A 19,696-nucleotide genomic window follows, 5' to 3' on the forward strand; every position below is an offset into this window, starting at 1 on the left:
AAGGCTATGAAACGAGATAGAATTCTAGTTTCACAGCCTTTTTGCTATTTAAAAATTGATAAATAGTTGATAGGAACTTCCTATGTTAACCCAACTATATTTTTGCGTTAATAATAATAAGATGAAGAAAGCATAGCAAAAGTTCCTGCAAATATTAAAAGGTAGAGAACAAAAATAACAAGGGTAAAGATAAAGGCTCCAAGCCCTGCACGATTCCAAGTTTGTTGTGTAGCGAGGAAGTCTTCCAAGTTATCAAATTTACCACTTCGCCAAGCCCATTCATTCCCTTTGACGCCACATACGAACATCCAGATGAAATTAAATAATGGAATAAGGCAAAGAAGTGGCAAGTAGCTGTAGTTACCAACACCCCACATGGCATTGAAGAAAAAGGCGCCCCAGTTCCATTTTTTAACTTCATCTGGGACTACACCTTCTTGATAAGGTGTTTTAGGTGTTGTATCCATCTCAGCACAGACAGGAGTATAGCTTGGTGATGTATTAACTTGTGGACGTGTATAGACTGGCTCATCTATAGACCCTTGCCCCGTTTGCCAAGGTGGGTCCATGTTGATGGATTGACTTGTATTAGTGGTTGGTGCTACCGTAGGTTCCATAGGTGCTTCTTGGGCAAGAAAAGCACCACAAGAAGAGCAAAAAGCTTCGGTCCCTTCAAGAGGGGCATTACATTTTGGACAATTCATATGTAAGTTCTCCTTTAATAAATTTCAAAATTAAATAAGGCTACGATTAGGAATGTGTATAAAATAAGGAATAATACAGTACCGACAAGTGAGAAGATAAACTGTCCAATGCCTCCCCTATTCCAAGTTTTTTGAATCATTAAGAACTTCTCAATATCTTGAGGTCCACGATAGTTGCCACTTTTCCAAGCCCATTCATTTCCTTTGAACCCACAGAAAAAGATCCAGACAAAATTGAAGTAAGGGATAAGACATAAAAGTGGTAAATAAGTTTTGTTACCAACACCCCACCAAATATTGAACATAAAAGCGCCCCAGTTCCATTTTTTGATTTCTATTGGGATACCGTTCGCATATTGATAAGTAGGTTTAATTCCTTCATAAGTGATAGCTTGCCCACAATTGGGACAAAAGTTTTCACCATGAAGCTTGGCATGACAGATTGGGCAATTCATAAGGTTCCTCCCTAAATTATAAAATAAACGAATTTGAATATTACAATTTTAGTATATATCAATTTTCATTAAATGTCACCTTTCTTCTTATGGACGCATATACCTAGAACATAGCTAGATTGAAATGAATAAAGAGGAGATGAAGGGGTGGGAACATTTGAATATTTAAAGGAGCTGAATATCCTTTCGACTATAGTAAGGTTAAGTCTGGCCACTCTTTTTGGAGGAATTATTGGATTTGAGAGAGGGCGAAAGAGAAGACCAGCAGGACTTAGGACTCATATTTTGGTGTGTATAGGCGCCACTCTTGCAATGCTTACCAATCAATATGTTGTGCAAATATTGGGGGTCGGACAGGATGCCACTAGGCTAGGTGCACAAGTCATAAGTGGAATAGGTTTTCTTGGTGCAGGGACAATATTGGTCACAGGGAAACAACAAGTAAAAGGGTTAACAACTGCAGCAGGATTATGGGCATGTGCCTGTATGGGGCTTGCTATTGGAATTGGTTTTTATGAAGGTGCAGTGATTGGTTGTCTATTCATTTTAGGTGGAGTAAGTGTCTTGCATAAGTTAGATATGTACTTAGTTAGTCGTGCAAAAGAAGTAGAGTTTTATATTGAAATTGCCCATATACAAGATTTAGGAGATATACTTACTCGCTTAAAAGTAGATAAAATTCAGGTTGTTGCCCTAGAGATTACTAAATGTAGAATAGAGGGTATGGAGAAGATAGGAATGTTTATTACTCTTAAACTTTGTAAGCATTATACCCACTTAAGTTTAATAGAAACATTTGCTAGTATGCCACAAGTAGAGTATATTGAGGAAATATAAATAATTTACATTAGGCGTTGATTTTCCTTAAATCATATGATAGAATTACTTTGACATAATATAAATAAATATGAATATTTGTGTAATGCTAAGAAACGAAGTAGTAATACCAACTTTTTTTTCAGAGAGCTATTGGATGGTGAGAAATAGCAAGAAAGTGTATGAACTCGTCGTGGAGCATCTTAATTGAACTTAAGTAGATTAAGCGGGCCTTCCCGTTATAGAAGACATAAGTGCAGCCTCTATAGGCTGAATTAGAGTGGTACCGCGAAATTATGCCTTTCGTCTCTATAGTTTTAGAGATGAAGGGCTTTTTTATATTAACCTAGAAATTAAGTTTAGTTTTCAGGTTAATGATTACAGCTGCTTAATTTTGTTTATTATAAAGGAGGAATCATCATGCAATACAACCCACAAGAAGTTGAACAAAAGTGGAGAAAAAGATGGGAAGAAAATCCTATCAATGAAGATACTGAAGACAAAAAACATTACTACTGTTTAGATATGTTCCCATATCCATCAGGAAATGGTCTTCATGTAGGACACTGGAGAGGTTACGTTTTATCAGATGTTTGGAGTCGTTATCAAATTCTTCATGGATACCATGTGCTTCATCCAATGGGATGGGATGCTTTCGGTCTTCCAGCAGAAAACTATGCGATCCAAAAGAAAGTACATCCAGCGATTGCTACAGCTGAAAATGTACAAAACTTCAAACGTCAACTTCAAGAAATTAGTGCTGTATATGATTGGGATAAAGAAGTTAACACAACAGATCCTAACTATTACAAATGGACACAATGGATTTTCCTTAAAATGTTTGAACAAGGCTTAGCTTATGAAAAAGAAATGCCAATTAATTGGTGTCCATCATGTAAAACAGGTCTTGCCAACGAAGAAGTTAAAGATGGTGGATGTGAACGTTGTGGTAGCACAGTGACAAAGAAAAATCTTCGTCAATGGATGCTCAAAATCACAGCTTACGCAGAAAGACTTCTTAACGACTTAGATGGCTTAGAGTGGCCAGAAAAAGTTAAGAAAATGCAAGCTGACTGGATTGGAAAAAGTTATGGTGCTGAAATTGACTTCAATGTAGAAGGCACTAATAAAAGCCTTAAAGTTTTCACAACACGTCCAGATACACTTTATGGTGCAAGCTTTATGGTACTTGCTCCAGAACATGCAGATGTACTTGAACTTGCTGATGAAAGCCAAAAAGCGGCTGTTGAAAAATATGTATTTGATGCATCTACTAAATCATCGGTTGACCGTATGGCTGACAAAGAGAAAACAGGTGTATTCTTAGGAAAATATGCGATTAACCCACTTAACGGAAATCGTCTGCCAATCTGGATTTCAGACTATGTACTTGCAGACTACGGTACAGGTGCTATCATGTGTGTACCAGCCCATGATGAACGTGACTTTGCATTTGCAACTAAGTTTGAACTTCCAATTATCCAAGTTATTTCAAAAACTGGAGAACAAGAAACACTTACAGAAGCATTCACTGAAGAAGGCATTATGATTAACTCAGGTGAGTTTGATGGTATGAAATCAAGCGAAGCTAAAGTGAAAATTCCAGATTACCTTGAATCAAAAGGTATTGGGACAAAAACAACAAATTACAAACTTCGTGACTGGGTATTCTCACGTCAACGTTACTGGGGCGAGCCAATTCCAGTAGTACATTGTGATTGCTGTGGTGTAGTGGGTGTGAAAGAAGAAGACCTTCCAGTAAGACTTCCAGACGTAGAAAGCTACGAGCCAACAGGTACAGGTGAATCTCCACTTGCGGCTATTGAAGAGTGGGTAAATACAACTTGTCCAAAATGTGGTGGTCCTGCAAAACGTGAAACAAACACAATGCCGCAATGGGCTGGATCTTCTTGGTACTTCTTAAGATATCCAAACCCACACAATGATAAAGAACTTATTAGCCAGGAAGATATGAAAAAATGGTTACCAGTTGATATGTACGTAGGAGGTATTGAACATGCCGTTCTTCACTTACTTTACGCACGTTTCTACACTAAATTCTTAAATGATATTGGCGTAGTAGATTTTGCAGAACCATTCAAACGTCTCTTTAACCAAGGTATGGTTACAAAAGATGGCGCTAAAATGAGTAAATCAAAAGGAAACGTTGTTTCTCCAGATGAACTTGTAGAAAAATATGGTTGTGACTCACTTCGTATGTACGAACTCTTCATTGGACCACCAGAACTTGATAGTGAATGGGATGATAGAGGAATTGAAGGGGTATACCGTTTCTTAAATAAAGTTTGGAAACTGATTAGTGAAAACAAAGAAGTAGAATCTACAAAAGAAATGGAACGTATCCGTCACAAAATGGTATATGACATTACACAACGTATGGAAGGCTTTAACTTAAATACAGTTGTAAGTGGTTTCATGCAATATACAAACAGCTTAGTAGATATACAAAAACAAGCAGGTGGTATTGACCACGAAACAATTAAAACACTTATTGTTTTACTTGCACCATTTACACCTCACATCAGTGAAGAGTTATGGGAGCAAGTAGGAGAAGCAGGCAGTGTATTTGCACAAGCCTGGCCAACTTATGATGAAGCAAAGATGGTAGAAGATGAACTTGAAATCGCTATTCAAGTAAGTGGTAAAATGGCTGGTAAAATCACAGTTGCAGCAGATGAAGCAGAAGAAAGTGTTCTTGCAAAAGCACGTGTTGCAGCTGCAGCAAGACTTGAAGGTAAACAAATCGTAAAAGAAATTTATGTTAAAGGTCGTATCGTTAACATCGTTGCAAAATAATAAAAAAAGTCCTATACCACTTTAAAGTGATATAGGACTTTTTTTATATAGAAAGAGGTATAGTAAAAAACTTCCTATCTAGATACAATAGGAAGTTTAATAAAAGTATTTATGCAGTGTACTTATTGCATACTGTTTTGCATCATACGTAAAAAAGCATCAAATTGAGTACGCTTCCCTGCTGGAAGAGAGTTGCGAAGTTCTACCATGAGAGCTTGTTGTCTCTCAGGTGTCATTTGTACGTTATAGCGCTGAGCTTCACTAGAAATCGTCATCATAGCAGCCATAAACTGAGAAGGGTCTTTCACGGAACGTAAAGTACGTTCAAGGGTCATTAAAAAGTTTTTGTTAATGCCTGCAAAGGCAGGATGATCACAAAATGCCATTCTATATTACCTCCTTATTATTTGGGTGATTAACTATTATTATTATTATTATTATTATTATTAGGTTTCATAAAAGCTGATAGTAAATTAATCATTTGTCGTTGTTTATCATCTAAGAGTGGAGAAAGTGCATTGAGCATATCAGCAGGATTTGGGCCAGAAGATTTATTAGATGCAGGTGGTGGATCTGATGTTGTAGAAGATTGAGGTGGTACCATATCTTTAAAGAAGTTAGCAAAATTGAAAGGTGAAGATTCAGATGCTGGTAGTGGTTCAGGCTCAATTTCAAAATTAGCAGAAGATGGAGTGGAGTCTGAACTTCTATCCATCTGAGATAAAATATTTTTAACTTCGCTAAGTTTCATGAGAGCATCTATAATATAAGTTTTATCAGGATTTAAACTACCACGAATATCTGTAAGTAGCTTATTTTCCCAGTTTTCACCACGCATCATGGATACTTCTGGTTCTATAGTAGAGGCATTATTGTTATAAAGCTGAACAACAGAAATAAATTCTAATAGTTTGAGGGAAATAGCCAAATTTTTTTGCATACCCCGATCTAGATAGGGTAGAACACTTTTACATACACGCATAAGTTCGGTATTGACTTGATCATCAAGCTGATTTCCGCTGCGATAAGGTACAGGTGATGTGGACATGGTGGTCCCTCCTTATTATTAATCTTTATAATGTATGCGGTTGGAGGATTGTCATAGAACATAAAGTAAAAAGGATTAAAGTTTGATTAAAAACAGAGAGAATAGATAGAAAAATTTTAATATGTGTATATAATTAAGGTTAGGTTTAAATAAATGATGATTAGGAATAGAATGAGATTGAATGGAATTAGAAAAAGGAGAGATGAGAATATGAAAATAAAATTATGTTTTAAAACAGTGCTAAGTTGTGTCCTGCTAAGTTTATGTTTGAGCATGCCAGCATATACACAAGCAACGAGTACGCCTATGACAACAGAGGCATTTATGAAGGTACTTAAACCATTAGATCCTTTTAATCGCTTAGATGTACAAAGTGTATCTGGGGCACCACTAACAAGAGAAAAAGCAGCAGCAATTCTTGTAAAACTCATGGGGTATGAAGGGATTGCAAAAGATTATCAAACCAGCTCTATTTTCAGTGATGTAAAAGGATATAATGGAGAAATCAGTATAGTGAAACAGCTAGAGATTATGAATGGTGTAAATGAAAATACATTCAATCCAAGGGGAACTGTAACAAAAGAGCAGGGAGAAACCATTGCTAAACGTGTAGAAGAAAAGCTAAAGGCACCTACTCAGTGGAAGCATGCCTTTTATGCCTTATCTTCAAGTAGTCAAATGGAAATGATACCTCTATATGATGCAGTAAGCTTTGGATGGGCACAGGTAGTATATGATGAAGGAACACAACAATTTAAATTAGAAAGTAACAACAATCAAAATGATTTTAAAGTTCCTCAAGGTTTTGAAAAACCTATGGATTTAGCTAAGGTTAATCAAGTGGAACAGTATTTGATGATATTTTTTGAAGATAGTGGTCAAGAGGCTCAAAAACTTTTAAGAGATGAGAAACAAAGGGAAGCATTAATTGCAGATATGGTGAGTTTATGTAACCAAATTTCAAAAGATGGTCAGACAAGAAGCTTTGATGGGATAACCATAGACTTTGAAAACTTTATAAGTAGTGACTTAAAGGCACCTTATGTACAGTTTTTAAAGGAGTTAGACCGTGCCCTTGAAATAAATAATAAGAAATTAAATGTAGCACTTCAACCTACCAACCATTTTAAGGGATATGACTACAAAGTAATAGGTGAAGTGGCAGACCGTATTATCTTAATGGCACATGATTATGCACCAAAGAAGCTTTCACCTTTTGAGCAAGAAATAGGGGTAATTATGACACCTATGACACCTATTAATGAAATCTACAAAGCTTTTTGTGCGATTACCCATCCAATTACAGGTGTTCAAGATACTAATAAAATAGTTCTTCAGATTTCATATGGAAGCACACAATGGCAGGTGCAAGACGGAAAGGTATTAAATGCTAAACCTTATACACCAACCTACGATAAGATTTATGAGCGCCTTAGAATAAGTGATACACAGGCAATTTACGATGAGCAATATCAAAATCCTTATGCCGTTTATGAGCAAAATGATGTGAAAAATATTATCTGGTATGAAAATAATAAGAGTGTGCAAGCTAAAATAGATTTAGCAAAGCTCTTTGGCATTCAAGGTGTTTCCTATTGGCGATTAGGCACTATTCCACAGTATGAATAAAGGACGTAGTTATTTTTACATAATCGGAAGAATATATTAATAATGAACCTATTATAGAAAGTAGGTAAGTTATGGATCAGTTTATGCGTATTAATCTAGAAAGGGATGTCAATGAGATTGCAAAGCTTATAAAAGGTTATATGACTAAAACTTATATAAATGAACTCACCAGTGAAGTATTTAGGTGCGAAGAAATATGTAGCCATAATCGTTCGAAAGAGGTTCAGCTTTTAGAAGCACTCATGCCATTCATACCTGTTGAAAAAAAAATGATTCTTGAAGAACTAGGAAAAATGCTTAGATATGAGCAAGTGGCTAATATGATGCTTCCTAAAATTTTAACTTCTTATAATTCTACAGGGATGCGACAAGAATCCAATGAAGTTATGATACAAGAAGTGGTTATTAAAGCACTTTTGTTTAAGATTATGAATACAGTAGAAAACCGCTAGAACATAAGTTGTTCTAGCGGTTTTCTATTTACTTATGGGAGGTAGTGTTAGAAAGAAATACAAAAGCTAAAACCATGAGGATAAGTGTGTTAGACGACTTACCATCACTACCACCAAAAGGATTTTTGCCATTCATAAATAAGAATGCTATAAGGATAAGCCATATCCACTCGCTATTGCCGCCCATTAAACTTGGTAAGCTTCTTGTAGTGTCTTCGGGAATTGCGTTATAGAAGCAGTTGGTAGCATCCTCTGTTTGAGGAGTAAAGTTAATAGATTCAGACATAGGAAATGCCTCCTAAATTGAGTTATCTACCACTATTCTATTAGCAGATATGGCAAAAAATACTATTTAATTATGAGCGCGTTGCTCAAATTAGCATAAGCTAAAGCTATTATTACAGCAGAAGAAAAGAACGATGATGATAATCCACCAGTAGTTGCCGAATCCACATTCATTTTTGCAGCCACAGCCACCGTTATTACCACTAAATAAGTTCTCTATTAATTCGGTGCCATCCATGCAGCAGAAGAAAAAGAAAGCGATGATGATCCAGATCCAATAATTATTACACATATATAGTTACCACCTTTCATAACTTAACAAATTAATGTTGGGATTATTTACAATTAAAATAAAGTTTAAATTTCAGTTGATTTCAGTTGAAGTTTTTGTTTGAAGCTTTATTGCTACTTCAATATTATCTTATGAGATTTGGCAAAAAATGTTACTTATTTTTTCCATTTTTATCAAATAAAAAAATGATAAGAAGGAGAATAAGAAGTGTATCAGATGAAATCAAGGGATTTGGAGGTTCTACCTTCCTAGATGAAGGCCTAAAATGTGGATCAATATCACTATGTTCTAACTGTTCAGGTGTAAAAAGATTCATAGGTTCACTTCCTTATTTCGAGGATATCTTGTACTATACTATGAAAAAAACTATACTTATATACAAAATTTGAAATATATTATTGACATCTGAAAAATGATTGCATACAATTATACCAATAGCAATATTCAGATATTTAAATCATAAACTGAGTTATAATTCAAAAGGGGGATTAATATGTTCGAAATTGATAAGAAGTCAAATCTGCTAGAACTACCAGAAAATCGTTATCAACTCAAAGAAGTTGATGAAGCTGTTATGTTTAGAGAATTCTATCCATATGAAGAAATTCCTAAAATAGCATTCAATAATGTGCATGTTCCTATTAATATGCCGTCAGAAATATGGATTACAGATACAACCTTTAGAGATGGTCAACAATCAAGAGCGCCTTATACAACACAACAAATTGTAGAGATTTATAAGATGCTGGGTAGATTAGGTGGTCCTAAAGGGATTATTAGACAAACGGAATTTTTCCTTTATAGTGAGCAAGACCGACGTGCAGCCTTAGAGTGTATGAACCTAGGATATGAGTTTCCAGAGGTTACCTCTTGGATTCGTGCTTCTAAGAAAGATTTTAAATTTGTAAAAGACATGGGGATTAAGGAAACAGGTATTCTTGTAAGCTGTTCTGACTACCATATTTTCCACAAGTTGCATATGAAGCGCAGTGAAGCAATCGAGCATTATCTAGGCGTTGTTAAAGATTGTATTGAAGCTGGGGTAAAACCACGTTGTCACTTTGAAGATATTACACGTGCAGATATATTCCACTTTGTTATCCCATTTGCAAGAGAGCTTATGAAATTGATGGAGGAGACTGGGGTACCTATTAAAATTCGTGCCTGTGATACTATGGGCTATGGCGTGTGTTATCCAGGTTCTATGATCCCAAGAAGTGTTCATGGCATTATCTACAACTTGCATAAGGATGCAGGTGTACCACATGAACTTATTGAATGGCATGGGCATAATGACTTCCACCGTGCAGTAGCCAATTCAACTGTAGCATGGTTATACGGTGCAAGTAGTGTCAATTGCTCACTATTTGGTATAGGTGAGCGTACAGGGAATACCCCTCTAGAAGCCATGGTGATAGAATATGCACAGCTTAAGGGATGCTTAGATGGTATGGATCCTACAGTGATTACAGAGCTTGCAGAGTACTTTGAAAGAGAACTTGGGGAAGTGATTCCACCAAGGACACCTTTTGTAGGGAAAAACTTTAATGTAACCCGTGCAGGGATTCATGCAGATGGACTTTTGAAAAATGAAGAAATTTATAACATTTTTGATACAGGTAAAATCCTTAATCGACCAGCTAGAGTAGCGATTAGTAATACATCTGGATTAGCAGGTATTGCACACTGGATTAATAGCAATCCAAGTTTACAGACATTTAAAAATATAGATAAAAATGATCCTCTCTGCCTCTATTTAAAACAATGGGTAGATGAAGAGTATGAAAATGGTCGCGTGACGCTCATTACAGATGAAGAGTTAGAAGTGTTAATCCGAGAATACGTTAGTAAAAAAGAATAGAGAGAAAAAGTTTAGTAAGAAAACAGTGCTTAAATGATACAGAAAGCCTAGAAATAAGGAGGAGAAGATAAAAAGTGATAGATGAGATACAAAAGGGTTGTACAAAATATACTATAGAATAAATTTTTAAAATTATATATAATATTTTATATAGATTAAAATATAGGAGGGGAAACATGGCACTTACATTGACTGAGAAAGTATTGAAAGCACATCTTATAGAAGGGAAAATGACAAAAGGAAATGAAATAGGTATTCGTATAGATCAAACACTCACCCAAGACTCAACAGGAACTATGGCTTATTTACAGTTTGAAGCAATGGGGATTGACCAAGCTAAGACAAAGCGTTCAGTTGCCTATATTGACCATAATATGCTCCAACAAGGTTTTGAAAATGCAGATGACCATAAATACCTTCAAACTGTAACCCATAAACATGGTATTTACTTTTCAAAACCCGGAAATGGGATTTGTCATCAAGTCCATTTAGAACGCTTTGGCGTGCCAGGGCAGACGTTACTAGGATCAGATAGCCATACACCAACTGGTGGTGGCATTGGAATGATTGCCATTGGAGCGGGAGGCCTAGATGTAGCTGTAGCCATGGGGGGGGGGACTTATTATATCACCATGCCACAAGTTATAAATGTAGAGCTTACAGGGAAGTTAAGACAAGGAGTATCTGCTAAGGATATTATTTTAGAAGTACTTCGTAAGTTAGGGGTAAAAGGTGGACTTGGGAGAGTGGTTGAATATACAGGTGAGGGGATTCAATCTTTATCTGTACCAGAGCGTGCAACGATTACTAACATGGGTGCAGAACTTGGTGCAACCACATCTGTTTTTCCAAGTGATGAAGTAACTCACTCTTTCTTAAAGGCACAAGGAAGAGAAGAAGTATTTACAGCTTTGCAGCCAGATGAAGGTGCTCTCTATGATGATAAATTAGTTATTGACTTAGATGAGTTAGAGCCATTAGTAGCCCTTCCTTATAGTCCAGACAATGTGAAGACTGTTAGCGAAGTGGCTGGAATAAAAGTAGATCAAGTGGCTATTGGAAGTTGTACTAATGGATCTTACGTAGACCTTGTGAAAGTCTCAAAAATTTTAAAAGGTAAGACAGTTCATCAAGACGTAAGTCTTGTAATTTCACCAGGGTCTAAACAAGTTTTAACCATGCTTGCAGCAAATGGTGCATTAGCTGACTTAGTGGCAGCAGGGGCACGTATACTTGAGTCAGGATGCGGTCCGTGTATTGGAATGGGGCAGGCACCTGCAACAGATGCCATTTCCCTTCGTACATTCAACCGTAACTTTAAAGGGCGTTGTGGAACCACATCAGCAGATGTATATCTAGTAAGTCCTGAGACTGCAGCTATTAGTGCTCTCACAGGTGTACTCACGTCTCCTCTTGCTATAGAAGATGTAGCATTGCATGTAGAGATGCCAGAAGCTTTTGTAGTAAATGACAATATGGTAATTTCCCCAAGTATGACACCGAGTGAAGTAGAGGTAGTTAGGGGGCCTAATATCAAACCTTTCCCACTTAATAAGCTTCTAACAGATTGTAAAGGAAAAGTACTTATTAAGGTAGAAGATAATATTACAACTGATCATATTATGCCTTCTAATGCAAGCCTATTACCATTCCGTTCTAATGTACCACATCTTGCTAAGTTCTGCTTAACACCCTGTGACCCAGAGTTTCCAAATCGAGCAAAGGCTAATGGTGGAGGGATTATTGTAGGAGGAGATAACTACGGTCAGGGGTCCTCTCGTGAGCACGCAGCCCTTGCACCATTAGAACTTGGCATTCGGGCAGTTATTACAAAGAGCTTTGCACGTATTCATAAAGCCAATCTCATTAACTCGGGGATTATACCGCTTGTATTTGTGAATGCCACAGATTATGACACCATTGATGTGATGGATGAATTAGAGATTCCGGATGCAAAAGTGCAAGTGGCTAATGAAATGTATTTAATCATTGAGAATAAAACGAAAGCGTTAACATACAGCGTAAAGTTAGAAGTCTCTCCTCGTGAAAGACAAATGCTCCTTTTAGGTGGCAAAATCAATATGATTAAAGAAGCAGTACAAGAAGGCAGATAGGTTTTTAGAATCACAAAATATAGATTAAAAGCAAGGGGGACATAGAACATGGATAAATTACAAAGGGCAAGTGAGCATTTTGCAAAGATTGTGGAGGAGCAATTAGCACGTGTAGAACGTATGAAACAAGACCCAGGTCCTGTAGATTATGAGAAAATGGATAAGATTATTATTGGGTGTTGTGGTGGTGATGGTATTGGTCCAGCCATTACAACTGAAGCTGAAAGGGTGCTTCAATTTGTTTTAAAAGATGAAGTTGCAAGTGGGAAGATTGAATTTAGACAAATCCAGGGCTTAACAATTGAAAATCGTATTGCTATGAATAAAGCAATTCCAGACGATGTATTAGATGCTATTAAGGCTTGTGATATTATTTTAAAAGGGCCTACAACAACCCCTTCAAAGGGAGATGGACCAAACATAGAAAGTGCTAACGTTGCCATGCGTCGTGAGTTAGACTTATTTGCTAACGTACGTCCTGTAAATGTGCCAGAGCTTGGTATCGACTGGACTTTCTACCGCGAAAATACAGAAGGGGAATATGTCCTTGGAAGTCGTGGTATACATATTGATGAAGACGTAGCATTTGACTTTAGAGTAATTACGACTCAAGGTGTTAAACGTATTGCCAGAGCGGCCTTTGAGTTTGCACGCAAAAATGGAAAGAAACGTGTAGCGATTATTACTAAGGCGAATATCCTTAAAAAAACAGATGGTAAGTTTTTAGAACTTTGCTATGAAGTGGCCAAAGAATACCCAGAAATTGAAGCGGATGACTGGTTTGTAGATATTATTTCAGCTAACCTTATCAACGAAAAGGTAAGAGGCGGATTTGAAGTATTTGTACTCCCTAACTTATATGGGGATATCATTACAGATGAAGCAGCCCAAATCCAAGGTGGTGTAGGGACAGCAGGAAGTGCTAATGTAGGGAATCGTTATGCTATGTTTGAAGCAATTCATGGTAGTGCACCACGTATGGTAGAAACAGGGCGTGCGCAGTATGCAAATCCAGCGAGTATGATTAAAGCTGCAGAGTTACTCCTTCGCCATATTGGCTATAAGAAAAAAGCAGACTGTGTCATTAAAGCGCTAAGTATTGCCAATGAAACAGTACAAATGACTGGACGTAGCGATGGGGCTACAGGAGCAGCCTTTGCAGATTGCGTAATCAATAACTTATAGATGGAAAAATAGATTAGAATGAAAAGTGGCTGCCACAAAGTAAAGTGGTTGCTACTTTTTTGTAAGATAAACATAAAGAATCGCTTAAAACGATTTATTAAGGTTAAGCTATTATAGAGTTTAGTTTATTGAGGGTGATAAATGATAGTCCTCAAAATAAAATCACAAGGGGTATAAATGATGGAGAATCAAAGGAGTGTAACAATACAACCCAAGCAAAGGGGATTAAGTGGGAGTGCGTTAAAGTGGATTGCCATTGTAACGATGCTAGTTGACCATACGGCTGCAACAATAGTAAACAAGTGGCTTTTACTAGAAGGGGTAGACTTTATGAGCATGGACTTTAATACACAGCTAGGTGAGCATGCGATGGGGCTTTTGGCACTTTATGGAATTATGAGAATGATAGGACGTATAGCTTTTCCTATTTTTTGTTTTTTACTTGTTCAAGGATTTACGCATACTCATGATGTGAAAAAATATATTTTAAGGTTAGGTGTATTTACACTTATTTCAGAAATTCCTTTTGATTTAGCCTTTAAAGGAACATTTTTCTACTGGGGCTATAACAACGTATTCTTTACCTTATTGTTTGGTGTGTTTGTCATGTGGGGCATAAAGGTTGTAGAGGAACAAAGTAGCTGGGGAACAAGTTTGAAATGTGTATTAAAGATATTGGTAGCAATAGGAGGAATGATAGCTGCTATTATATGTCATACAGATTATTCATGGATGGGTATTTTTTGTATTACGCTTCTCTATGTGACACGGAACAACAAGGTAAAACAAATTATAGTAGGGTGCATCAGCTTTGCTTTTGAAATCGTTGCACCACTAGCTTTTATTCCAATTGGATTTTACAACGGTCAACGTGGGAGGAATATGAAATATTTCTTCTACATCTTCTATCCAGCTCATTTACTTATTCTTTATCTCATTGCACTCATGTTTTAAAATGATGCTTCTAAAAATTTCTGATAGGCATAGGTCTAAATAGGACAGCCCTTTTCATATATTTTAATAGGTACAAAGGTACATATAGGATATGGGGGGAAACTAATGAAGGTAGGAAGAAAAAGAGTTATAGGTGTAACAATACTTGTAGGTCTTGTTGTAATGGCATCTTGTTGTTTATGGAATGAATATAAGGGACAGTCCAAGTATGTTCTAAATGAATATTTAAAAGCTATGAATAGCAGAGACTACAAGTATGCAGTCTCACTCATACATAAAGATGAGAGACTAGAGGATTTTAGCAATGAAGAGTTAATAAGCTTTATGTATAACTACTTTGAAGAAAAAAACTTTGTGAAAGTAGAAGTGAGTAAAAAAGAAATAGGTGTTCAAAAGGTAGATGCGCAAAAAAAAGTTTATGAAGTTAAGTATATTTTCGAAGCACAAAAGGTAACCAGTACGTTAAGCCTCGTGAAAGTATCAGATAGGTGGGAAGTAGTTTTTCCTTTTAAAATGGAAGATGTACATATTTATACACCACTTGGCTCAAGTGTATGGTTTGGGCAAGAGCAAGTGACAACAAAAGAGGAAAATAAGTATATAGTGAAGAATGTATTGCCGGGAAACTATGTAACGCGCATTACTTTTCCAGATGAAGTGTGTGAAGACTATATCACAACAATCAATGTTCCGTCTGAAACAGAGGTAGTTATTCCTTATCAAATGGTAGAGGTAAGCATAGAGTGTATGAGTGGAACAGTTGTAGAATTAAGTGGAGAAAAGCAAGTTAATAAAAATGGATTTGTATGTTTTGAAAATGTTTTAGAAGGGGTATATCCTTTAAAGATTTATGACCAATATGGTAATATTGAACCCTATGAAGAGCATATAAGTGTTTCACAAAATAATAAGCAATTTAAGGTGGAAGAGCTTACTTTATCAGCATTAGGCAATGACAGACTAAGAAAAAGTGTGGATGCATTTTATAATGCATATCTAGAAGGCATTAAAACCCATGAAAGTGAATTTATTACCCAATTTGCTACACCAGAAATAGGCCCACATTTGATAGAGGCGTTCGAGGCTTGGTTCATCAAAGGTAAAGATGTGCAAGATGCTAAAATGGAAGTTGAAATACAAGAAATTAAGATGACAAAAGAAGGAAGCTTAGAAGTTGAAACATTAGAAGTGGTCAAAATGCGTAACAAAGAAATAGATGCAGGTGGCAAAGTGTACGAACAAGAATATCAGGTGACTTTAAAGTGGATTATGGAACTGATTTGTCAAGGAGATACGTATAAATTGAAGGACCGAAGCATAGAAGAAAGCCTTGTTTCTTACAAAGATAAAGATGGAAAATGGATTGCATATTAAATATTGAAAAAACCATTGCACTTTTTATAGAATTTGTTAGAATAGGGTTTGTATACATAGATACGCGTACCGAAAAGGTGCGGGTAAGGAGGAAAAAAGTGAGTTACAGTACAGCTGGAACAGATAAAGCTTCTTTAAGGGGAAGAGTGTTTAATGCAATTAGAGAAGCCATTTTAGATGGGAGCTATCAACCGGGAGATGTATTACGAGAAAGTAGTATAGCTAATGAACTAGGCGTAAGTAGGACACCTGTAAGAGAAGCCATTAGACAACTTGAACTTGAAGGACTAGTACACTCTATTCCAAACAAAGAAACCGTTGTAGCTGGTATTACGGATGAGGATGTAGAAGATATTTATCTTATTCGTTCAAGACTTGAAGGGTTAGCTGCTCGAAAAGCAGCAACTAAAATTACCGATGAAGACTTAAGACAAATGGAAGAAATTTTAGCTTTGACCGCTTTTTATGTTGAGAAAAATGAATTTAATCAACTTAAAGAGCTTGATCATAAATTCCATGACATTATTTATAATGCAACACGCAGTAAAACGCTTAACCATATCCTTTCTGATTTTCATCACTATGTGCAGAAGGCAAGAAAAGCTTCTATTTCTACACCAGGTAGAGCAAAAGAATCTTGGAAAGAGCATGAAGCCATCTACTTAGCGCTAAGAGATAAGGATGGAGAAACAGCAGAAAAGCTTATTGAGCAACACATTAAAAATGTAGAATACAATATGCATCTTAATATTGATTGATAAAGAATCCCCGTAATGCTTGTATAAGTGCACTACGGGGATTCTTGTATGCTCGAAGAGGCGCTATTTTACTATAAGTTTTAGACTTAAAGTAAGCTTTCAAGTTCTTCCGAAGTTGTTTCCCAGTTGCCATAGAGTGTAGCCACATCTGCTTCAGATTGAGCCTTTAGGTTAAGTACCTCGCGTGATTTATCTGGGTCTGTATAGATTTCTTCTAGACAAAGCTGTTCATCAAAAGTGATCACTTCAGTTTCTTTTGATTCAATCTGTGCTTCAATCTCTTTTAATGCAGCCTGCAGTTTTTTTATGCGATTTTGAAGTTCTTTTTGCTTTTGCCAGTCTTCTTTTGTAGAAGGCGTACTAGGCTTAGCATAAGCAGAAGAAGTAGAGAGGGTTATACTCACAGGGGCTTCCTTTTTCTTCTCCATAAAGTAGTCATAGTCACCTAGATACATGGTCATATGGTCATTTGCCATATCGAGTACTTTAGTAGCTGTCTGATTAATAAAATAACGGTCATGAGATACATAAAGAATGGTACCTTCATACTGGTTAAGTGCATTTTCAAGAACCTCTTTGGACATCATATCAAGGTGGTTAGTCGGCTCATCTAGGATGAGAAAATTGGCTTTAGAAAGCATGATTTTAGCGAGAGCTACACGGCCCTTTTCACCACCACTTAAAGCACGAATAGGCTTAAATACATCTTCACCTGTGAAAAGGAAGCTAGCTAACATATTACGAATTTCTGTATTTGTAAGATCAGGATAGGTATGTTGAATTTCTTCCATAATAGTAGCACTTAAGTCTAGAGTAGCATGCTCTTGGTCATAGTAACCAATATGTACGTTAGCACCTAGAGCGATAGTACCATTAGAGATATCCGAAGTCCCCATAATCATACGGAAGAGAGTTGTTTTACCGATACCATTTGGGCCTACAATAGCAACTTTTTCTCCGCGTTTGATGTCAAAGTCAATTCCACTAAAAAGTGTGCCATCTTCAAAAGATTTAGCAAGTGATTTGACTGTAAGGACATCATTTCCACTTGTAATACGTGGACTTAACACTAAGTTCATGGGTTTGTCATCAATCATAGGTAAGTCTATAATTTCTATTTTATCTAAAAGTTTTTCACGGCTTCTAGCACGTTTAATAGATTTTTCTCGATTAAACTGACGTAGCTTTGCAATGACAGCACGTTGTTTAGCTATTTCTTGTTGTTGCTTCTCATACTGATGCATAGCTGCTTCATAAACTTTTTCACTTTCAATAATAAAGTGACTGTAGTTCCCATTATAGACCATAGCGCGTCCAAACTCTAAGTGAATGACTTTAGTAACAACACGATCTAAGAAGTAGCGATCATGAGAGATAATAAGTACTGCCCCTTTGTAGCTTCTTAAGTAGTTTTCAAGCCACTCTGTAGCAGCAATATCTAAATGGTTAGTGGGCTCATCTAGAAGAAGTAAATCAGGTTCTTCTAAAAGAAGCTTAGCAAGTGCTACACGTGTTTTTTGTCCACCTGATAGCGTAGTGATAGGCTGATTGTAGATTTCTTCTTTTAGACCAAGCCCTTTAAGCACACCTTTTACTAAACTTTTATATTCATAGCCTTTTTTGTTTTCAAAAGTCATACGTAGTGCATCATAAGTGTGGGTAAGCTCCATGGAATGTGTTCTTGCAATTTCTTCTTCCATTTGATGTAGCTTTTCTTCTAAAGCAATGACTTCATCAAAAACATGCAAAAGCTCTTCGTAAACACTATGAGTAGAGTTAAATTGCATGTTTTGTTCTAAATAGCCAAGTGTTGCACCTTTGGCAAAGAAAAGGTCGCCGCCGTCGCAAGACAGTTCTCCTGTTAAAATTCTAAATAAAGTTGTTTTACCAGCCCCGTTATTTCCAACAAGGGCAACTTTTTCCGTATCTTCTATATGAAATGAAATATCTTTTAACACAACTTCTTCGTTAAAAGATTTACGTATACTATGGCAGTTAGCAATCATAAGTGAACCTCCTCGTTAATGTAGTTTCATATTAACAGAAAATCAGTAAAAATAAAAGTCAAGAATAGAAGGTGCAGATTGACAAAAAAAAAACTAAAATGCTATACTAGACTAATAGAAAGAGAAGGAGGTAAAGATGTGACTGAAGAGAGAAAAATTTCTATGGCAGTAATTCGTAGATTACCAAGATATTATAGAAATTTAGCAGAATTACTAGACAATGGTGTAACTAAAATATCTTCTAGAGAATTAAGTGAGAGAATGAAAGTTACAGCTTCTCAAATTAGACAGGATCTTAACAACTTCGGCGGTTTTGGACAGCAAGGATATGGATATAATGTAGAATATTTACACAAAGAAATAGGAAAAATACTAGGACTTGAAAAAACACATAGTATGATTATTGTAGGGGTAGGTAATTTAGGTCAGGCCCTTGCAAACTATACAACTTTTGCAAAACGTGGTTTTAATTTAATCGGATTATTTGATGTCAATCCAAGACTTGTAGGTATGAGTATTCGTGGCCTAGAAGTTATGGATATTGACCAGATGGAAGCGTTCGTAAAAGAACATAAAGTAGATATTGCCATTTTGACAATGCCTAAGACAAAAGTCAAAGAAACAGCTGAGAATTTGGCTAATTGGGGTGTAAGAGGACTTTGGAACTTCTCACCTGTAGATTTATTTGTACCAGATGGTGTACAAGTTGAGAACGTACATCTTTCACATTCATTAATGACGCTTGCGTATAAGATTAATGAAGGCGAAGAATAATTATGAGATTTTATTTAAATACTTCCAAGTAAGACGATAACATAGTCTTGCTTGGAAGTATTTTTGCTAAATAAAACTATTTAGGTAACTTTTACGTGACGATATATAAAGTACAGCAAGATAAAGAAAGAGAAAAAATGGTCAAAGGGGTTATAGATAAAAACTAGTATAC

At 36.3% G+C, this 19,696-nt stretch carries 19 protein-coding genes and 1 other annotated feature; of the genes, 11 read left to right on the forward strand and 8 right to left on the reverse strand.

Annotated elements, in window-relative coordinates:
- Positions 1 to 107: 107 nt before the first annotated feature.
- Together RRY75_RS06420 and RRY75_RS06425 are read right to left on the reverse strand one after the other, a co-directional pair.
- Positions 108 to 704, reverse strand: coding sequence for a zinc ribbon domain-containing protein (locus tag RRY75_RS06420; protein WP_332490981.1), 597 nt, complete (start codon positions 702 to 704; stop codon positions 108 to 110).
- Positions 705 to 718: 14 nt separating this feature from the next.
- A complete protein-coding gene (locus tag RRY75_RS06425) occupies positions 719 to 1,159 on the reverse strand; it encodes a hypothetical protein (protein ID WP_332490980.1) in 441 nt (146 codons plus the stop codon).
- Positions 1,160 to 1,306: 147 nt separating this feature from the next.
- Here RRY75_RS06425 and RRY75_RS06430 point away from each other — a divergent pair, with 147 nt between their 5' ends.
- Together RRY75_RS06430 and leuS are read left to right on the forward strand one after the other, a co-directional pair.
- Positions 1,307 to 1,996: an MgtC/SapB family protein gene (locus RRY75_RS06430; protein WP_332490978.1), complete on the forward strand. Its 690-nt coding sequence runs from the start codon at positions 1,307 to 1,309 to the stop codon at positions 1,994 to 1,996.
- 81 nt (positions 1,997 to 2,077) lie between these two features.
- Positions 2,078 to 2,289, forward strand: a binding site (T-box leader).
- 106 nt (positions 2,290 to 2,395) lie between these two features.
- A complete protein-coding gene (leuS, locus tag RRY75_RS06435; protein ID WP_332490975.1) occupies positions 2,396 to 4,792 on the forward strand; it encodes a leucine--tRNA ligase in 2,397 nt (798 codons plus the stop codon).
- Between the two features lie 122 nt (positions 4,793 to 4,914).
- On the opposite strand, the gene RRY75_RS06440 is transcribed toward leuS, so the two are convergent.
- On the reverse strand, positions 4,915 to 5,178 hold the full coding sequence (locus RRY75_RS06440; protein WP_332490973.1) for a hypothetical protein: 264 nt from the start codon (positions 5,176 to 5,178) through the stop codon (positions 4,915 to 4,917).
- Between the two features lie 29 nt (positions 5,179 to 5,207).
- The gene (locus RRY75_RS06445; protein ID WP_332716012.1) at positions 5,208 to 5,840 is read right to left on the reverse strand and encodes a hypothetical protein; all 633 of its coding nucleotides are present in this window, start codon (positions 5,838 to 5,840) and stop codon (positions 5,208 to 5,210) included.
- A gap of 210 nt (positions 5,841 to 6,050) precedes the next feature.
- Here RRY75_RS06445 and RRY75_RS06450 point away from each other — a divergent pair, with 210 nt between their 5' ends.
- On the forward strand, positions 6,051 to 7,469 hold the full coding sequence (locus tag RRY75_RS06450; protein ID WP_332716015.1) for a glycosyl hydrolase family 18 protein: 1,419 nt from the start codon (positions 6,051 to 6,053) through the stop codon (positions 7,467 to 7,469).
- 71 nt (positions 7,470 to 7,540) lie between these two features.
- Complete coding sequence (locus RRY75_RS06455; RefSeq protein ID WP_332490968.1) at positions 7,541 to 7,921, forward strand: hypothetical protein; 381 nt, start codon at positions 7,541 to 7,543, stop codon at positions 7,919 to 7,921.
- 28 nt (positions 7,922 to 7,949) lie between these two features.
- On the opposite strand, the gene RRY75_RS06460 is transcribed toward RRY75_RS06455, so the two are convergent.
- The 3 genes from RRY75_RS06460 to RRY75_RS06470 form a co-directional block, all read right to left on the reverse strand.
- Entirely contained in the window at positions 7,950 to 8,207 is a 258-nt protein-coding gene (locus RRY75_RS06460; protein ID WP_332490966.1) for a hypothetical protein, read from the reverse strand.
- 90 nt (positions 8,208 to 8,297) lie between these two features.
- Positions 8,298 to 8,498 (reverse strand): hypothetical protein, encoded by a 201-nt coding sequence (locus RRY75_RS06465; RefSeq protein WP_332490965.1) that lies wholly within the window; start codon positions 8,496 to 8,498, stop codon positions 8,298 to 8,300.
- A gap of 151 nt (positions 8,499 to 8,649) precedes the next feature.
- The gene (locus tag RRY75_RS06470; protein ID WP_332716020.1) at positions 8,650 to 8,814 is read right to left on the reverse strand and encodes a hypothetical protein; all 165 of its coding nucleotides are present in this window, start codon (positions 8,812 to 8,814) and stop codon (positions 8,650 to 8,652) included.
- 177 nt (positions 8,815 to 8,991) lie between these two features.
- Between RRY75_RS06470 and RRY75_RS06475 the strand changes: the two genes are divergently transcribed.
- The 6 genes from RRY75_RS06475 (at position 8,992) to RRY75_RS06500 (ending at position 16,744) form a co-directional block, all read left to right on the forward strand.
- Complete coding sequence (locus tag RRY75_RS06475) at positions 8,992 to 10,359, forward strand: hypothetical protein (RefSeq protein ID WP_332490963.1); 1,368 nt, start codon at positions 8,992 to 8,994, stop codon at positions 10,357 to 10,359.
- Positions 10,360 to 10,535: 176 nt separating this feature from the next.
- Complete coding sequence (locus tag RRY75_RS06480; protein ID WP_332490961.1) at positions 10,536 to 12,473, forward strand: aconitate hydratase; 1,938 nt, start codon at positions 10,536 to 10,538, stop codon at positions 12,471 to 12,473.
- A gap of 48 nt (positions 12,474 to 12,521) precedes the next feature.
- Positions 12,522 to 13,658, forward strand: a complete 1,137-nt coding sequence (locus tag RRY75_RS06485) for an isocitrate/isopropylmalate family dehydrogenase (protein ID WP_332490959.1) — start codon at positions 12,522 to 12,524, stop codon at positions 13,656 to 13,658.
- Positions 13,659 to 13,838: 180 nt separating this feature from the next.
- Entirely contained in the window at positions 13,839 to 14,612 is a 774-nt protein-coding gene (locus tag RRY75_RS06490) for a TraX family protein (RefSeq protein WP_332527653.1), read from the forward strand.
- Positions 14,613 to 14,717: 105 nt separating this feature from the next.
- Positions 14,718 to 15,986 (forward strand): hypothetical protein, encoded by a 1,269-nt coding sequence (locus tag RRY75_RS06495; RefSeq protein ID WP_332716024.1) that lies wholly within the window; start codon positions 14,718 to 14,720, stop codon positions 15,984 to 15,986.
- Positions 15,987 to 16,084: 98 nt separating this feature from the next.
- A complete protein-coding gene (locus RRY75_RS06500; protein WP_332490954.1) occupies positions 16,085 to 16,744 on the forward strand; it encodes a GntR family transcriptional regulator in 660 nt (219 codons plus the stop codon).
- A gap of 86 nt (positions 16,745 to 16,830) precedes the next feature.
- Here the strand turns inward: RRY75_RS06500 and RRY75_RS06505 are convergent, their stop codons facing one another.
- Entirely contained in the window at positions 16,831 to 18,750 is a 1,920-nt protein-coding gene (locus RRY75_RS06505; protein ID WP_332527651.1) for an ABC-F family ATP-binding cassette domain-containing protein, read from the reverse strand.
- A 138-nt stretch (positions 18,751 to 18,888) separates the two neighbouring features.
- On the opposite strand from RRY75_RS06505, the gene RRY75_RS06510 reads away from it, so the two are divergent.
- Positions 18,889 to 19,524, forward strand: a complete 636-nt coding sequence (locus RRY75_RS06510; protein ID WP_332490951.1) for a redox-sensing transcriptional repressor Rex — start codon at positions 18,889 to 18,891, stop codon at positions 19,522 to 19,524.
- The last annotated feature ends 172 nt before the right edge of the window (positions 19,525 to 19,696 follow it).

This window comes from Niameybacter sp., assembly GCF_036655075.1.
GTDB lineage: Bacteria > Bacillota > Clostridia > Lachnospirales > Cellulosilyticaceae > Holtiella.

What these genes read in the sequence shown, in the direction of transcription:
- RRY75_RS06420 (WP_332490981.1), bottom strand. Translation starts at nt 704, where the DNA reads ATGAATTGTCCAAAATGTAATGCCCCTCTTGAAGGGACCGAAGCTTTT.
- RRY75_RS06425 (WP_332490980.1), bottom strand. Translation starts at nt 1,159, where the DNA reads ATGAATTGCCCAATCTGTCATGCCAAGCTTCATGGTGAAAACTTTTGT.
- leuS (WP_332490975.1), top strand. Translation starts at nt 2,396, where the DNA reads ATGCAATACAACCCACAAGAAGTTGAACAAAAGTGGAGAAAAAGATGG.
- RRY75_RS06440 (WP_332490973.1), bottom strand. Translation starts at nt 5,178, where the DNA reads ATGGCATTTTGTGATCATCCTGCCTTTGCAGGCATTAACAAAAACTTT.
- RRY75_RS06445 (WP_332716012.1), bottom strand. Translation starts at nt 5,840, where the DNA reads ATGTCCACATCACCTGTACCTTATCGCAGCGGAAATCAGCTTGATGAT.
- RRY75_RS06450 (WP_332716015.1), top strand. Translation starts at nt 6,051, where the DNA reads ATGAAAATAAAATTATGTTTTAAAACAGTGCTAAGTTGTGTCCTGCTA.
- RRY75_RS06455 (WP_332490968.1), top strand. Translation starts at nt 7,541, where the DNA reads ATGGATCAGTTTATGCGTATTAATCTAGAAAGGGATGTCAATGAGATT.
- RRY75_RS06460 (WP_332490966.1), bottom strand. Translation starts at nt 8,207, where the DNA reads ATGTCTGAATCTATTAACTTTACTCCTCAAACAGAGGATGCTACCAAC.
- RRY75_RS06465 (WP_332490965.1), bottom strand. Translation starts at nt 8,498, where the DNA reads ATGTGTAATAATTATTGGATCTGGATCATCATCGCTTTCTTTTTCTTC.
- RRY75_RS06470 (WP_332716020.1), bottom strand. Translation starts at nt 8,814, where the DNA reads ATGAATCTTTTTACACCTGAACAGTTAGAACATAGTGATATTGATCCA.
- RRY75_RS06475 (WP_332490963.1), top strand. Translation starts at nt 8,992, where the DNA reads ATGTTCGAAATTGATAAGAAGTCAAATCTGCTAGAACTACCAGAAAAT.
- RRY75_RS06480 (WP_332490961.1), top strand. Translation starts at nt 10,536, where the DNA reads ATGGCACTTACATTGACTGAGAAAGTATTGAAAGCACATCTTATAGAA.
- RRY75_RS06485 (WP_332490959.1), top strand. Translation starts at nt 12,522, where the DNA reads ATGGATAAATTACAAAGGGCAAGTGAGCATTTTGCAAAGATTGTGGAG.
- RRY75_RS06490 (WP_332527653.1), top strand. Translation starts at nt 13,839, where the DNA reads ATGGAGAATCAAAGGAGTGTAACAATACAACCCAAGCAAAGGGGATTA.
- RRY75_RS06495 (WP_332716024.1), top strand. Translation starts at nt 14,718, where the DNA reads ATGAAGGTAGGAAGAAAAAGAGTTATAGGTGTAACAATACTTGTAGGT.
- RRY75_RS06505 (WP_332527651.1), bottom strand. Translation starts at nt 18,750, where the DNA reads ATGATTGCTAACTGCCATAGTATACGTAAATCTTTTAACGAAGAAGTT.